Source organism: Calorimonas adulescens (assembly GCF_008274215.1).
Classification (GTDB): domain Bacteria; phylum Bacillota; class Thermoanaerobacteria; order Thermoanaerobacterales; family UBA4877; genus Calorimonas; species Calorimonas adulescens.
In genome coordinates this window covers 13,848-29,305 of record NZ_VTPS01000017.1, presented here as the reverse complement: position 1 = coordinate 29,305, position 15,458 = coordinate 13,848, and the positions used below count along the sequence as shown (strand labels likewise).

Annotated in this window: 11 protein-coding genes and 1 pseudogene; 3 read left to right on the top strand and 9 right to left on the bottom strand. The window is 39.0% G+C overall.

From position 1 onward, the window contains the following. Positions 1-89: 89 nt before the first annotated feature. The 4 genes from gcvPB to gcvT all read right to left on the bottom strand — a co-directional run bounded on the left by gcvPB (position 90) and on the right by gcvT (position 4,665). Positions 90-1,538: an aminomethyl-transferring glycine dehydrogenase subunit GcvPB gene (gcvPB, locus tag FWJ32_RS10425; RefSeq protein ID WP_149545898.1), complete on the bottom strand. Its 1,449-nt coding sequence runs from the start codon at positions 1,536-1,538 to the stop codon at positions 90-92. Beyond that, positions 1,535-2,869 (bottom strand): aminomethyl-transferring glycine dehydrogenase subunit GcvPA, encoded by a 1,335-nt coding sequence (gcvPA, locus tag FWJ32_RS10420; RefSeq protein ID WP_149545897.1) that lies wholly within the window; start codon positions 2,867-2,869, stop codon positions 1,535-1,537. Before gcvPA ends, gcvPB begins: the two co-directional genes overlap by 4 nt. 1 nt (position 2,870) lies before the next feature. Further along, positions 2,871-3,257, bottom strand: a complete 387-nt coding sequence (gene gcvH, locus FWJ32_RS10415) for a glycine cleavage system protein GcvH (protein WP_149545896.1) — start codon at positions 3,255-3,257, stop codon at positions 2,871-2,873. Positions 3,258-3,567: 310 nt separating this feature from the next. After that, entirely contained in the window at positions 3,568-4,665 is a 1,098-nt protein-coding gene (gcvT, locus tag FWJ32_RS10410; protein ID WP_149545923.1) for a glycine cleavage system aminomethyltransferase GcvT, read from the bottom strand. A gap of 341 nt (positions 4,666-5,006) precedes the next feature. On the opposite strand from gcvT, the gene FWJ32_RS13920 reads away from it, so the two are divergent. After that, positions 5,007-6,347: a DNA methyltransferase gene (locus FWJ32_RS13920; protein WP_149545895.1), complete on the top strand. Its 1,341-nt coding sequence runs from the start codon at positions 5,007-5,009 to the stop codon at positions 6,345-6,347. Further along, complete coding sequence (locus FWJ32_RS10400) at positions 6,295-6,927, top strand: MjaI family restriction endonuclease (protein WP_149545894.1); 633 nt, start codon at positions 6,295-6,297, stop codon at positions 6,925-6,927. Before FWJ32_RS13920 ends, FWJ32_RS10400 begins: the two co-directional genes overlap by 53 nt. 24 nt (positions 6,928-6,951) lie before the next feature. Here FWJ32_RS10400 and FWJ32_RS10395 read toward each other — a convergent pair whose 3' ends face one another. Next, positions 6,952-7,842 carry an MBL fold metallo-hydrolase gene (locus FWJ32_RS10395; RefSeq protein WP_149545893.1) on the bottom strand — a complete coding sequence of 297 codons (891 nt, stop codon included), beginning with the start codon at positions 7,840-7,842 and terminating at the stop codon, positions 6,952-6,954. A gap of 205 nt (positions 7,843-8,047) precedes the next feature. On the opposite strand from FWJ32_RS10395, the pseudogene FWJ32_RS13915 reads away from it, so the two are divergent. Further along, positions 8,048-8,452: pseudogene (locus FWJ32_RS13915) on the top strand (substrate-binding domain-containing protein); the annotation flags it as partial. Between the two features lie 54 nt (positions 8,453-8,506). Here FWJ32_RS13915 and FWJ32_RS10385 read toward each other — a convergent pair. From FWJ32_RS10385 to FWJ32_RS10365, 4 genes are all read right to left on the bottom strand, one after another. Beyond that, positions 8,507-10,513, bottom strand: coding sequence for a GGDEF domain-containing response regulator (locus FWJ32_RS10385; protein ID WP_149545891.1), 2,007 nt, complete (start codon positions 10,511-10,513; stop codon positions 8,507-8,509). A 754-nt stretch (positions 10,514-11,267) separates the two neighbouring features. Then, positions 11,268-12,311 (bottom strand): L-Ala-D/L-Glu epimerase, encoded by a 1,044-nt coding sequence (locus FWJ32_RS10380; protein WP_149545890.1) that lies wholly within the window; start codon positions 12,309-12,311, stop codon positions 11,268-11,270. A 5-nt stretch (positions 12,312-12,316) separates the two neighbouring features. Next, complete coding sequence (locus tag FWJ32_RS10375; RefSeq protein ID WP_149545889.1) at positions 12,317-13,645, bottom strand: transglutaminase family protein; 1,329 nt, start codon at positions 13,643-13,645, stop codon at positions 12,317-12,319. Positions 13,646-14,062: 417 nt separating this feature from the next. Then, positions 14,063-15,409 carry an HD domain-containing protein gene (locus FWJ32_RS10365; RefSeq protein ID WP_149545887.1) on the bottom strand — a complete coding sequence of 449 codons (1,347 nt, stop codon included), beginning with the start codon at positions 15,407-15,409 and terminating at the stop codon, positions 14,063-14,065. Between the last annotated feature and the right edge of the window lie 49 nt (positions 15,410-15,458).

The following is a 15,458-nucleotide window of genomic DNA, read 5'->3' as shown; positions in this document are numbered from 1 at the left end:
TTATACTTGAACCTGTACGCAACACCAATCGATGACCTATATGTGGCAGTATAAAGAGCAACATATGAATGCCGTGTGTAACATCTATCCTATTTCTTTATATATCTTAGCACCGGATGTCTTGCAGCTGCAGCTTCGTCAAGTCTTCCTACAGGTGTATCATGTGGCGCGCTTTTTACAAGATCAGGATTTTCCTTTGCCTCTTTTGCTATCTGCCTCATGACGCTTATAAAATTATCAAGAGTCTCTTTGCTCTCTGTCTCTGTAGGCTCTATCATAAGGGCTTCCTCGACAATAAGAGGGAAGTATACTGTAGGCGGGTGTATGCCAAAGTCTAAAAGCCTCTTGGCCACATCTATGGTCCTGACACCATTCTCCCGTTTCTGCCACTTTGAGCTTATGACAAACTCGTGTTTGCAGTATCTGTCATAGGGAAGGTAATAGAGGTCTTTCAGGTTTTCCATAATGTAGTTGGCATTGAGCACAGCATTCTCGCAGACCCTCCTGAGTCCATCCGGGCCGTTAAAGAGGATGTAAGCATAGGCCCTTACCACAATATTAAAGTTACCGTAAAAGCTCCTGACCTTGCCTATGGTATGGGGTAGATCGTAGTTAAAGTAATACCTTTCACCGTCATAGTCAACCACAGGTACAGGCAGGAAGTCAATCAGTTCTTTCTTCACGCCCACAGGACCTGAGCCCGGTCCACCGCCGCCATGGGGTGTCGAGAAGGTCTTATGAAGGTTTATGTGGACAACGTCGAAGCCCATATCTCCCGGCCTGGCCTTTCCCAGGGTGCCGTTTAAGTTTGCGCCATCATAGTAGCACAGAGCGCCAACACTATGCACCATTTCGGTAATCTTACCAATGTTCTCATCAAAGAGGCCAAGGGTGTTAGGGTTAGTCAGCATAAGTGCGGCTACCTCGTCATCCAAAGCATCCTTCAGCTTTTCTAAGTCTATGCCACCCCTCCCATCGGACTTCACCTCCACAACCTTGTAGCCACACATGGTGGCTGTGGCAGGATTGGTGCCGTGGGCCGAGTCGGGTATGATGACCTTGGTCTTTTTATTTCCTTTATACTCATGGTATGCCCTTATAATGCTCATGCCGGTGAATTCACCATGCGCACCTGCAGCTGGCTGCAGTGTAACCCTGTCCATACCGGAAATCTCTGCCAGAAATTTCTCCATATCATACATAAGGTGGAGGCTTCCCTGAGACACAGATTCAGGCTGATAGGGATGGCTCTCCGCAAAGCCTGCAAGCCTTGCCACATCCTCATTTAGCTTGGGGCTATACTTCATGGTACACGAACCCAGCGGGTAAAAGCCAACATCCACTCCGTGGTTTAATTCCGACAGATTGGTAAAATGCCTGATAACATCAGCTTCTGACACCTCTGGCAGATTGGGCTCTTCAGTACGTACCATCTCTTCAGGTATGACATCATCCACCATGGGCACATCCAATGCCGGCAGAGAATAGCCCCGTCTACCCTCTCTGCTGAGATCAAAAATCAATGGCACCAGTCTCATCTCAGTCCCTCCAATCCAGCTACCAGCTCATCCATCTCCTGTTTTGTACGCTTTTCCGTAACAGCAATCATCATGCACCCCTTAAGCTCGGGATAAAAGCGGGAGAGGTCTATACCGGCAATTATCTTTTTCTCCAGCAGCCTATCAATCACTGAGGAGACATCACCGTCCAGTTTTATTACAAACTCCTTGAAAAAGTGTTTATCAAAGGCCAGTGAGAAACCTGCCTCTCTCAATTTGCCGGCAAGGTAATGGGATTTTGCCAGGCACTGTTCCCCCACCTCCTTAAGCCCCTTCTTACCCATAAGCGAGAGATATACCGTGGCAGCCAGTGCACACAGGGCCTGGTTGGAACATATGTTGGATGTGGCCTTCTCCCTCCTTATGTGCTGCTCCCTGGTCTGCATGGTAAGCACGTAGCCTGTATTGCCCCTGTTATCTATGGTCTGGCCCACAATCCTTCCGGGCATACTCCTTACAAACTGTTCCCTTGTAGCCAGAAATCCCAGGTGCGGCCCGCCAAAGTTCATGGGGTTGCCCAGGGCCTGGCCATCTCCGCATACAATGTCTGCGCCGTAATCTCCGGGAGCTTTTAATATACCGAGAGACAGCGGGTCTACCACTGCTATAAAAAGACCTCCGGCCTCATGGATAAGTCCTGAGAGCATCCTGACATCCTCTATACATCCAAAGAAGTTGGGGTTTTGCACAATAAGGCAGTCAACCTCGGATAGCTTTGCCTTCAGGTCCTCTACGTCTGTTGCACCATCCTTATAGTCCACCTCTACTATATCGATGTCCATCCCCGCAGCATACGTCTCCAAGACCCTTCTGTATTCCGGGTGAACAGTCTTAGATACAAGTATCCTGCCCTTACCCCTTATCTTTACTGCCATAAGCCCTGCCTCGGCCATGGCTGAAGCCCCATCATACATGGAGGCATTGGATACATCCATGCCGGTAAGCTCACATATCATGGACTGGTATTCAAATATGGACTGCAGGGTGCCCTGGCTTACCTCCGGCTGGTATGGCGTATAGGCAGTATAGAACTCTGATCTCCCTGTAATATGAGAGACTGCAGAGGGTATATAGTGGTCATATATACCACCGCCTATAAAATAGGTGTAGTGCTCTGCCTCTGCATTGCTCTCCGCCAGGGCTGTCATATGCCTCTTTACCTCCAGTTCAGACATGGCCTCAGGCAGGTTCAGCCTGCCATTGAATTTCACATCCTCAGGGATGTCTGAAAAAAGGTCCTCTATAGAGGATGCACCAATGGCCCTTAGCATCTCCTCCCTCTCCACATCTGTATTGGGGATATAGTCCATATCATTCACTCTCCTTGATAAAGGACTCATACTCAGCAGAACTCATGAGGTCTGCTGTCTCCTCAGGGTCATCCAGTTCGACCACAATCATCCATCCTTTACCATATGGGTCCTGATTCACCAGTTCAGGGGAATCGTCCAGCTCCTCGTTTACCTCCACCACCCTGCCGCTCACCGGTATATACAGGTCTGAGACAGACTTCACAGACTCCACCACCCCAAAGTTGTCTCCCGCCTCAAACTCGTCCCCAACCGATGGCAGTTCCACATAGACCACGTCGCCCAGCTCTGCCTGGGCATATTCGGTAATCCCTATGATCCCCCTGCTGCCTTCCACCTTCAACCATTCATGGTCATCAGAATAATAAAGGTCATCTGGAAAATGCATATCCTACTCCTCCTTATTATTTATAGTTTAATTAAAATCAGATATATGCATGTCAATAACATCCCGGCACTTGATCGCTCCTCCTGATGCTCTACAATTTATGTCTACACTTTGCCGGGCGCGCCTACATTCGGCACCGCAAGCCTTAAGCGTCGGCTCAGCAGGCATCCATGCCAGATGCCCCGGCTGCATTTGCCTCTCATTAAGAGTATCATAGACTCGCTTTAATGCTGCCTTTGGATGTTATATGCCACGCTTTGTAAATAATTACAGCCAAATTGTATACATGGAATAACATCCGGCCCTGTCGCTATGCCTGCCTTTTATAGAATGGCGTCTTTACCACCACAGCCCTGTTTGCTTTTCCCCTTATCATTATATCAAATTCCTCGCCAATCTTAGCATAGTCAGGCTTTACATAGGCCAGGCCTATGTTTTTATCCAAGGTAGGCGAGTGTGTCCCTGTCGTCACATAGCCTATCTTTGCCCCATCCTTATATACCTCATAATCCTTACGCGGTATACCCTTATCCACCATCTCAAAGCCAACCAGCTTCTTTTTAAGCCCATCCTCTTTCTCCCTCAATAGGGCATCCTTCCCTATAAAGTCCTTGTCAAATGATACTGCAAATGAGAGGCCGGCCTCCAGCGGTGTGGTGTTTTCATCCAGCTCATGCCCGTAGAGGGGCATCCTTGCCTCAAACCGCAGGGTATCCCTGGTACCAAGGCCGCACGGCAGTATACCATACTCCTTCCCTGCCTCCATTATCTCCTCCCAAAGCTTCCCTGCCTTGTCAGGAGCCATATAGACCTCAAAACCATCCTCTCCGGTATATCCCGTACGTGATATCAGTACTTCTATTCCTAATAGCATCACATTGTGTCTAAACTCATAATACGGTATGCTGCCAAGCTCAAAGTCCGTAAGTTTCTGTAATGTGACCTCTGCCATTGGCCCCTGAACTGCCACTTCACCATACATCGAAGAAATATTATTCACTTCCACTTCAAAACCATGAGCATGTTCTCTAATCCAGTTAAAATCCTTCTCCGTATTGGAAGCATTAACCACAAGCAAGTAATCGTTTTCCCCAATTTGGTAGACCAGAAAGTCGTCCACTGTACCTCCATTTTCATAGAGCATAAGCGAATAGACTATCTTGCCAGGTTCAAGTTTACCCATATTGTTGGTCAGTATATACTGCAAAAAGTCAAAAGCATCCCTTCCCCTGACACTTATCTCTCCCATGTGAGACACATCAAAGATGCCAACCCTCTCTCTTACGGCCCTGTGTTCTTCCAGTATGCTCGAATACTGTACTGGCATTGCCCAACCGCCAAACTCAACTATTTTTGCCCCCAGCTTATTATGCAGCTCAAAGAGCGGTGTCTTTTTTAGTCCTTCCAATCCGTTCAACCTATCACCTCCATTATATATGACAGTTTTTAGTTCGACATAAGAAGTTCAATATCCTGCATAAAAGTCTTAATGTACATAAATTATTTTTTGACAATCTTTTTGCCCTTTTTTTCTATTAAAGTCCTTTTTCATCATAATATTATTCCATCCTTTTTTATTACTTTTACGAATCATATGTCAATAAGCTTTACAAAATGCCGATTGGTTATCATAAAATTTATAATTTCAAACCCCCACTCTCTTAAACAGATATAAATAATTATTTGCATATATGCTATAATTGAACTGATTAGATAACAATTATCCTATGTCAAACAGGGGGAAATTCTATGAACACATTTCACAAAATAATTTTCGGTGACGCACGCAATATGAGCAGAATAAAAAATGAATCCATACATTTAATAATTACCTCACCACCATACTGGCAGTTAAAAGATTATGGCAGCAATGAACAAATAGGTTATAATGATACATACGAAGAATATATAAATAATCTAAATTTAGTATGGGAAGAAGCATATCGTGTCCTTCACAAGGGCTGCAGATTGTGTATCAATATCGGAGACCAATTTGCACGTTCTGTTTATTATGGCAGGTATAAAATTATCCCAATTAGAACAGAAATAATTAAGTTCTGTGAGACAATTGGATTTGATTATATGGGTGCAATTATCTGGCAAAAGGTTACTACATGCAATACATCCGGGGGCGCCACAGTCATGGGTTCATATCCGTATCCAAGAAATGGCATTTTAAAACTTGACTATGAATTCATTTTAATATTTAAAAAACCTGGAAATGCTCCAAAAGTCCCTAAAGATATCAAAGAAAAATCGAAATTGACCAAAGAAGAATGGAACCAATACTTTTCTGGACATTGGAATTTCCCCGGAGAAAAACAGGATAAACACCTTGCCATGTTCCCTGTTGAACTGCCATACAGATTAATAAAAATGTTTAGCTTCGTTGGTGATACGGTTTTAGACCCATTTGTCGGTAGTGGTACTACCTCATTAGCGGCAAAATTATTGCAAAGAAATTCCATTGGTTACGAAATCAATCATGATTATCTACCTATTATAAAAGAAAAATTTAATTCTCATTGTGATGATAAAACTTATAATGCTCATTTAGAATTCATCACGGATAAAAATGATAAGATAGATTATAATGAAAGAATCAAAAAACTTCCTTATATTTTTAAAGACCCAGTAAAAATTGATAAAAAGGTGGACCCCAAAAAATTAAATTTTGGTTCTAAGATTGATGGTACCTCTGAAAGTAACATTAATTTCTTAGGTGTCAAAAAAATAATCAGCCCTGAAATGCTGATATTAGACAACAACTTAACGATTAAATTATTGGGTATAAAAGAAAACATACAGAACAAACAGAAAGCTATTGAATTTTTGAATAACATGCTTATAGGAAAAAAAGTATTTTTAAAATTTGACACGAAAAAGTTTGATGAAAACGGTAATCTGCTGTGTTATCTATACTTAAAAAACAAAACCTTTATAAATGGACACTTAGTAAAGAGTAATCTGGTAGATGTGGATACCACCATAGAGTATAAATACAAAAATAAATTTATCAAATATAGGGGGGCACACGATGTCAAAAGAGTGGATATTGAATCAGGCAATGAACAGGTGGGGGCTAAATAAAAAGAGATACGTAGGTGCTGTTTCAAATTTAATAAGAAATTGTTCTCCAAAAACGGTTGATGAATGGCGAAATTATTATTATAAAAATGTACATCCAGAATCATATTTGCGAGAACTTGGTCAAAAATTATATATTAAAATCACAGAGGTTATCCAACATGAAATTGCTGAGGTCACCGAGGAGGATTGCATTAATTATATCAAAGAAGTGGTAATAGACAGAACTTTTGAAGGTTATCAAACGGAAATACACACAATATATGGCCAACTGCAAAGTCACATAAATTATCATATAGAACCAGCACCAGATGAATGGGATAGATTATTTAATGTTGACTTTTATATAAAAATAAGGGATTCATATGTAGGACTTCAGATTAAACCAATTTCATTCGAGCATACATTTGAAGATTATAAATGGAAAGAAATGCAGGAAAATACTCATACTTCATTTCAAAAAATGTATGGTGGTAAGGTATTTACCATATTTTCAATAAAAGAAGGAGATAAAAAAATTATTTACAACAAAGAGATAATAGATGACATTAAGCAGGAAATAAAAAGATTAGAAGAAGAGTAATAATTTTTTGACAATCTTTGCCTGTTAACTGTTATACAGGATTAATTTCCCATCCTGAATATCGCAGGCTATCTCTTCCCTGTCCAAGAGGTAGGATACAAAAGCTTTTATCCCGGCCATGCAGGTATAATAATACCTGTGGTCTATCCTTATGTCCTTGAGTATGAATACCTCACTGGCCAGGCCTTCAAGGGTTTTGGGCTGATCCAAGAGTTCCGATATAATTTCGATATATTCATATATAGTATCTCTGTTGAGCTTCACAAGGGGTTTAATATCATCATAGACCTTGTCTGCATGCCCGAGGACATAATAGTCCGCCTCTATATTCTCCAGAAGATCCAGTGTCCTGTACTCAGCCTCAATATCATATAGAAAGGGTACATATATATTGAGTCTCCTCTCGTCAAAAAGGGCATCCCCTATATATGCAACCCTGTCTTCAGTGATGAGCCCTATCTGACCGGCTGTATGCCCCCTCAAGGGTACAACCGTAAAGACCCTGTCATCAAACTCTACCTCTCCAGGAGCTATTTCACCGTCAACAGGGGTTTCCCTTGCGTAGAACATCTCATCCTTTACCCCCTTGTATGGGACAGCACCGTACAGGGTATAACTCTCCAGTTCATTATGCCGCATAAAGGCAGACTCTATAGGCGAAGCATAGATTGCAAGCCCTGGATAAAGCTCTCTCAGGATGTGGTCTGCACCATAATGGTCGGTATGGGCATGCGTATTTACTATGTACCTGGGCTTAAAACCATTCCCTGTTAGCGCCTCAGATATCTTTCTCCCCGCTGTGTTGTTTATACCGGAGTCCACAAGCAGGCAGTAGCCATTTTTATATGTGTATACACCCACGTTGGTATTCCCGGGTATATAATAGCTATGGCCGTTTATCTTTATCATATCCATAAGGACCACCCCCAAAAACGTCTTATCAAAATTATATCATAGAAAATACATTTTACTTACATTTCTAATATGCAAGGTCCATATCCACATATCAGCAGGATTCTCGCACCTTAGATTCGCTCTGATACAATTATCAAAGTTTGACCATATTATATAGCAATTAAATTACTCTCTTATTAATTGTCGAAATTTATGATTATTCTATATTGACATTCATTATCTGCAAGAAAAGACGGATAGCATAAGCTGGGTTAATATAGATAACACCGAAGCCGGTTATATGGTGGCTTCCTACCTGTATTCCAGAGGATATAGGAAAATTGCCTTCGAAGGCATTGACGAGAATAATATATTTGCCATTGACAGATACAGAGGATATCTTAAATTCATCCATGAGATTGGCTCACAGCCATTAACCCCCGACAAATTTTACAATACCGCAGATGCTATTATATGCCTGGATAACATGTATGCCTTCAAGGTACTTCAAAACTGCAAACAGCTTGTCAAAAACATACCTGAAGATATAGGCATAATAACCTTTGACGATTATCCTTTAGCCGAATATCTTGAACCCACAATTACAAATATAGATATAGACCCTTTCACTCTTGGAATTGAGGTGGATAAAGAAATCCTCAGGAAGGTGAAAGAAAAGGACGGTTTACTCGCTTTTTACACAATTTCTTCCCGCACCTTTTGCTTCATACAGCATGTTGTCTACACGAAGAAGAACTGTATCAATAGTATCAGTATCCCTATATTCCGTCACACCAAAGCTTGCAGTCACATGTCCCACTTCAGGTAGGCTCATCATACTAATGTGTTTCCTAAGCTCTTCAGCCAGTCCAACTGCATCGCTTAGAGAGGTTTCCGGCAATAGGATTATAAATTCTTCTCCTCCCCAACGTGCAAAACAATCTGTCTTGCGTATTCTTCCTTTTATTGTATCGGCAACTTTTTTAAGAACCATATCCCCCGCAGCATGACCGAAACGGTCATTCACGCTCTTGAAGTGATCTAGGTCAAACATAATAAGCGAAAACGGCTTTCTATTTCTTTTTGTTCGCTCTATTTCTTGTTCCAGCATCTGCATGAAAAAACGCCGGTTATAAATAGTTGTAAGGGGATCAGTAATGGACTGGCGATAAAGCAATTCTTCAAATTTTTTGCGTTCGCTTATGTCACGAATTATACCTATTGCATACCATGCATCTTTATCTCTCACGGCAGAAAGTGAAAGTTCTACATCAATTTCATAACCGTCTTTATGCCTCGCTTTCATTTCAATCATTCTACCTACAGCATTTCCTTTACCGCTTAACCGGAATTTTTTAAATGCCTCTCTATACGCTTCATACAGTCGCTCGTCCTGTATCATAAATGTGTGTAAGTCTTTTCCTATTATCTCTTCTTTTGAATATCCAAGTATACGTTCCGCCGCAGGATTCCAAAAAGTTACATTACCGTTATCGTCAATCATGATAATGGCATCTCCTGCATACTCAGTTATAGTACTTAAAATTTCATTCTTTTCTTTTAAGTCTCTTTCCATTCTTCTACGCTCTGTTATATCAATAACAAGCGCTACATATACTTTTTCTTCCATAAATTCTACAAGTTCAATATGAACTTCTACAGGATACAAAGAACCGTCTTTTCTTCGATGCGTTGTATCAAAAATGATTTTCTTCTGTTCTCCATTGGAAAGCGGCTCGAGAAGTTCTTTAAAGCTGTGTAAGGTAAACCCTGGTTCTAAGTCAACAGGGGTCATTTCTTTGAACTCTTCTTCAGTATATCCTAAATTTCCCTTTGCTCCACGGTTTACGGCAATGAATTTTAATGTTTGTGGGTGAAATATGTAAATTTCATTCAGTGAGTTTTCAAAAAAGTGTCTGTAAAATTCAAGCTCTTCTTTAGCTTTCCATTGCTCGGTAATGTCAAAGATAATTAAATACATCAAGGTCTTCCCTTGATAAGTCAAAGAAGATGGATATACCTCTGCCATCCGTTCTTCTCCGTTAGCCAATCGTTGGAAGCAAATGCATGGACTGCAGCCTTTCCTTAAAGCTTCTGAACACTTTTGGTCACCACTTATGGTAGAAACACCAACAACAGCTTCTATGTCCATCTGCAGCATAGTTTCTTTGGAATAACCGTAGAAATGACAGGCAGCTTTGTTAGCATCAATAATGCGTCCCGATTGCGGGTCAATAAGCAGCATTATTACGTCATGATTCTCAAACATACTGTGGAACAAAGCCTCATTCTGTTTTAACAGCATCTTTGCTTCGTGGAACTTAAAAGCCATTTCTATTTGAGATATAAGTACATATTCGTCTACACCCTTAAGAACATAGCCATAAGCTGAAACTGACCTTATTTTTCCCATTATTTCTTTACTGGCATTAGCAGTTAAAAATAAAACCGGAATATCTTTATGCTGCTGAATTATTTGCGCCGCATCTATCCCGTCGATTGTCCCTCCAAGCTCTATGTCCATAAGAATTAAATCGGTACTTTGATCACTACGTACCTTTTCTACAGCTTTTTCTCCTGTTAAGACTATTTCAGTTTTGTATCCGTATTTACTTAAAATATCTGCTGTTATTTGTGCGTTAAGTTTGCTATCTTCTACAATCAGGATTTTCTTTTGAAAAGCAGTATTCATCAGTTAATGCCTCCAATTAACTCAATTTTAGCAGGTATAATTATATGTACCTTATAAAAACATTCTGCTGTATTTTCAGAAAATTACTCAAGACTTTTATTTTCCGAAATATTATTATACTATTTTTACTTAAAAACACAATAAAAATTTTCCTGTCATAATATAATTTATACGATATTTTTCCATCAAAAAGTTTGCAGTTCTCTGTACTGTATTATAGTCGGTTAGTTCCATAACTGCATAATTGTAATAAGTAGTAAATTAAACCATTCAGTTAAAAGGGTTCCTTCCTCTAATCGCTCTTTACAACTTCCTGCTGTTGAAAGATCCGGTGTAAATGTCCAGGGAGTGATATAGGTGCTGCAGTTTAAGTTTTAGCAGTTTTGCATACCTGTCTTGATGATTGAAAGTACCCAAGTTGATTTTATGCGGGTTTGAAGTGGGTGAAATGGAATTTTTGGGCTGCAACTGTCAAAGTCGGGTGGCTCTTTCTATTTTTCTCACTAAGTGATCTTCGGGGACCAATTGGTCTACTGATACTATTTCAATTTGTGTTCTGCTATTGTCTTTCTTCTTAGTTAACACTTTTACCACCTTTTCTTTTGTTTAATTTGCTATGCTATAAAAATTAAGGAATCTCCTTTATTATAAGGGACTCCTTAGACTTCGTCTACAGTCTGAAGCCGCCAAAACTTATGGCAGCTTCTATCTACTAAGATCATTTAGACAACATGAACATTTTAACTTTGAACCTTTATTTAAGATATTTTTTAGGAATTATTTCTGGTATTTTTTGTTCAAATTTTCCTCTGAATATTTCTTCTTTCATCATTAAGTGTGAATCTAAATCATGAAAACTAAATGCACCTGTTCCAAGTGCAAAATGCACACTCTGATTTATTCCAACACTTGACTCCGACATGCAACCTATCATGAGCTGTAAATTTGCAGCTTTAGCCATCTCAACAATTGCTAAAGCATCTGAAATACCCGACTTCATAAGCTTTATATTTATGTAGTCTACTGCTTCTTCTTTTATAAGCCTAAGTACATCATATTTAGTACGTGCACTTTCATCTGCTGCTACAGGAAATGGAGAATTAAACCTAACAAATTTTAAGCCATCTATATCATTTGCTAGAACAGGTTGTTCAAATACTGATATGTCAATTCCCATATTGTATACCTTTTTGACAAATTCAATTGCTTGTTTAGGAGTATACCCCATATTTGCATCAACAATATATTTTGCTCCTTTTGTTACCTCAAAAATCGCTTCCATAACTTCAATATCTTCTGCTAAGTTTTCACCAACCTTGATTTTTATAACCCTAAAGCCCTCATTATATATAGATTTTGCTTCCTCTATACGATTCTTAAAACTATCTATTCCTACTGTTTTATCCGTTTCAATTTTATCCTTTGCACCACCCAATATCTGATAAACAGGAATTCCTATTTCTTCTGAAAAAGCATCAAGCACTGCATATTGAACAGCTGCCTTTAAACTTGGAGTTGCAAACATCTTATCCGTAATATCAAAAATTTTTCTATAGTTTTTAACGTCTATTCCTGTGATTGTTTCTTTCACAAAATTTTCAAATTGTAATAAAGCTTCTATTCTCTCTCCATTAACTCTAAATGAAGGTGATGCTTCTCCATACCCTTTTGCACCACTATCAAGGGTTACTTCTACCTCAATGTTTGTTGCCTCTGATGAAATGCTCCCAACGATATGAAATGGTTTATGGAAATTATAACTTCTAAGTGTAAATTTTATATCAACTATCTTTCCCATTTTCTCTACCTCCGTATTTCTTTAAAATCTAAAACTTGAATCTCATATTTAAAATCATAAATATTTTTATACTCTGTTTCTGCTTCACCAACCTGGTTATCATAAGGATCATTACGCCAGAATACTTTCTTAGGTGCAAAGTCTTTCATAAAATCAGAATTTGCCACCATTCTAAATGCATCAAGATTACCAAAATAGAATTCTCTTAATTCTTGATTGTTTTTATAGCGTCCACCAAAAGATAGATCGGCAGGAAGCCATCCATAAGGTGGTATAAAGAATAATGTCCAATCATGCGGTGACGCTAGGAATGGGGTTATATACCAGCCTGATTGCCATCTAGCAGGAATACCTACAATCCTGCAAAGAGTTATAAATAACAACGCTTGAAATCCACAGTCTCCTTTTAAATTACATGCAACAAATTCAGGAATATTTTCATATAATGCATAAGGATGTACATAAGAGTAGTTAACATTTAAGGTTATCCAATCATATATCTTCTTTGCTTTTAAATATGGATTTTTCTCATCTCCTACTATTTCTTTAGCAAGTTTCTTTAAATATGGTGTAAAAATTATATGAGGCGGATCCTCTGATAGAAAATCATAATTATTTATTTCTTCAGTATTTGCTGGAGCAACTGTATTTACCCATTCTTTTATAACATATTCGAATTCTACAAAATATTCATCATCCTTTTTACCTTCAAAATAGATCGTTCTTTGAGGGATATCGGAAGATGCTAAAAAGTATTTTTCATGACTTGTTGAAACAAGTTCTACATCTTTCTGCTGAAATTCTTCTTTTGGAAATGGCAACCAAACTTTTACTTTCTCTTCCTCGATGTCTTCTACCATTTTTAGAGAAATTCTAGTATGAATCTTATACTCTTCCGGCTTATCACCATTCAGAAGTTCTCGTAACCTATTGTCATTAAGATTTCGTGACTCTTCTCTACTTTTGTCTTTTTTCATCCTTTTCTGGTAATCCGGAATCGCATAAGTAATATTCTGAACAAATCTTTCCTCATACATTCTTTTTCCATCAACCATAATGTAATCCAAAAATCCTCTATCAAGCAAAGTATAAAATTCTTCATTTGTAAAATTATCTATAAGCTCTCTTGCTTTGTTAATAGCTGTCTCCTCATTATAAGGATAATTCTTTAAAAGCCTTTTTACTCGCTCCTTTTCAAAAATTAATCTCATTCTAAGGTCATTTGGAAGTCTTTTTTCAAGCCATCTTTCAATAATATAATTTACTTGAGCAAAATTCCCCAAGTATTCTTCTCGAACAATTTCCTCTGGAAGCTTAACATTCATAAATTCCACGTTCTTTTTCCCCCTTTTTTATTTTAACATTTCGGCTTTTGCAGAACCCCAAAACCCTCATAAATTCAGGAGTTCTGCTATATATTTTCAAAGGAATTCCCCCGCTTTTGTTGAATTCCTATATATGACAAACACAAAAACGAAACGGAGGAAATCCTATGAAAAACAAAGCTAAACAATTATCTCTTTATATTGTTACTAATGGCTTGGGTGTTTAAAGCCTACCAGCTTTTATGATAATGATTCTTTTGATATTGAAAATGCTAATTTTACTGCTGAATCTAAAGCCCCCTCCGCATGGTATGGACTCTGATGGTATCCCTACTTGCCCCCGCGACCCTTCTCTTAAGATGGTTTACAACAGTATAACACGGGAAAAGGGCAGAGCTCCTCTAAGTGGCAAAATTCTTCTGCTCTTTACAACTTCCTGCTGTTGAAAGATCCGGTGTAAATGTCCATTTCAATTTCCTGATTGTAAGAGGGAAAACTACTTTCTTCCTTCACATAAATTCTCGTACCGTTTATCTCCATCAATACTTTAGAACCTCTGCGAGTAATTCCCGCTGAAAGGCCATCGATTAATCTGAAAAATCTGTACATTGGCAATAGAACCTCAGGAAAATCGGACGGCAGTTCATTCTCAAGATGATGATACTTTATCAAATAATACATCTTATCGTCTATATTATATAACGCCTTGCTTAAATCAGCGCTTCGAAATGCATGAAAATAGCCCTTTTCAAACGCTTCTTTCGGATTTACTATATCTCCTATCTTCAAGTCCGGCTGTACTTTCCCGATATCATGCAGAATAGCTGCCTGTACAAGTGCATTCTTATCCATCCCAGGCAGTTCCATCAGACCCTGTCTAAAAGCGTCTGCAATTAATTTAAGCATGTTTACGACGTGCCTGAAGCCACCATTTCTGATTACACCGGTTATCTTCACCATGCCTGTACTTTCATCGTACTCATCCATATATTCTGAAATAGATTTCAACCGTGCCTCTATGCGCTGGTCCGGAAGCATGATCGAAAATGCCGTTTCCACTTCATTTTGACTGCTTTTCAAGTTTTGCATCATATTGTATTCCGCTGTTATATCGGTAAATGTAATTAAAAAGTTATTTGTCTCACCTAAAATATTCGCACTCATCCTATAATAGGTTCCTGCCTTGGATGTTAATATTTTTTCTCGATTATCGTTAATCATTTTTCTTATTTCTTCAACATCTATTGGATTTTCTGATATTATTTCCATCGCAAGTTCATTGACCCTTATTATTTCACCAGCCACCGAAACCAGCGCTACTCCAAAGGGAAAGAGGTCTATCATCATCCCTATTAAGCGTTCCAGCCTCGCCTCTTTTTCCTTTTCTCCACTGTACGACTTTGCAAGTTCCTCCATTAAGTTTTCAAGAGAAAGTCTACCTATTACTCCTCCATTTATGTTGGTAAATAACCGAGAGTCTCTGTGTGTAATTACACTTTCAACGAGAGCCTCCATACTCATGGTTGGTTCTACTTTATCTTTGTCCTCTATCAAGATAGCAAAATCTTTTGCTTTAAACTTTAAAGCTTCATCTCCCATAAGAAACCATTTTAGTACTACGTTAAAGTCAATGTACCCCTTTGCGCCGTCTTCTTTTTCTACGATAACCACACCTTCCTTACTTTCAAGCATTACTCTTGCAACTTCTCTTAAATCGGCATCCTGTGAAACTACAGGTAAATTAATATGTTTGCCTGTAGATATATTTTCCATTAAATTGTACCCCCCTAATCTTTTTGCTTGTTCAGATGCTTGTTATTCC

Bases quoted from the DNA above. Each gene is read 5' to 3' on its own strand.
- gcvPB (WP_149545898.1), bottom strand. From the start codon at position 1,538: ATGAGACTGGTGCCATTGATTTTTGATCTCAGCAGAGAGGGTAGACGG.
- gcvPA (WP_149545897.1), bottom strand. From the start codon at position 2,869: ATGGACTATATCCCCAATACAGATGTGGAGAGGGAGGAGATGCTAAGG.
- gcvH (WP_149545896.1), bottom strand. From the start codon at position 3,257: ATGCATTTTCCAGATGACCTTTATTATTCTGATGACCATGAATGGTTG.
- FWJ32_RS13920 (WP_149545895.1), top strand. From the start codon at position 5,007: ATGAACACATTTCACAAAATAATTTTCGGTGACGCACGCAATATGAGC.
- FWJ32_RS10400 (WP_149545894.1), top strand. From the start codon at position 6,295: ATGTCAAAAGAGTGGATATTGAATCAGGCAATGAACAGGTGGGGGCTA.
- FWJ32_RS10395 (WP_149545893.1), bottom strand. From the start codon at position 7,842: ATGGATATGATAAAGATAAACGGCCATAGCTATTATATACCCGGGAAT.
- FWJ32_RS10385 (WP_149545891.1), bottom strand. From the start codon at position 10,513: ATGAATACTGCTTTTCAAAAGAAAATCCTGATTGTAGAAGATAGCAAA.
- FWJ32_RS10380 (WP_149545890.1), bottom strand. From the start codon at position 12,311: ATGGGAAAGATAGTTGATATAAAATTTACACTTAGAAGTTATAATTTC.
- FWJ32_RS10365 (WP_149545887.1), bottom strand. From the start codon at position 15,409: ATGGAAAATATATCTACAGGCAAACATATTAATTTACCTGTAGTTTCA.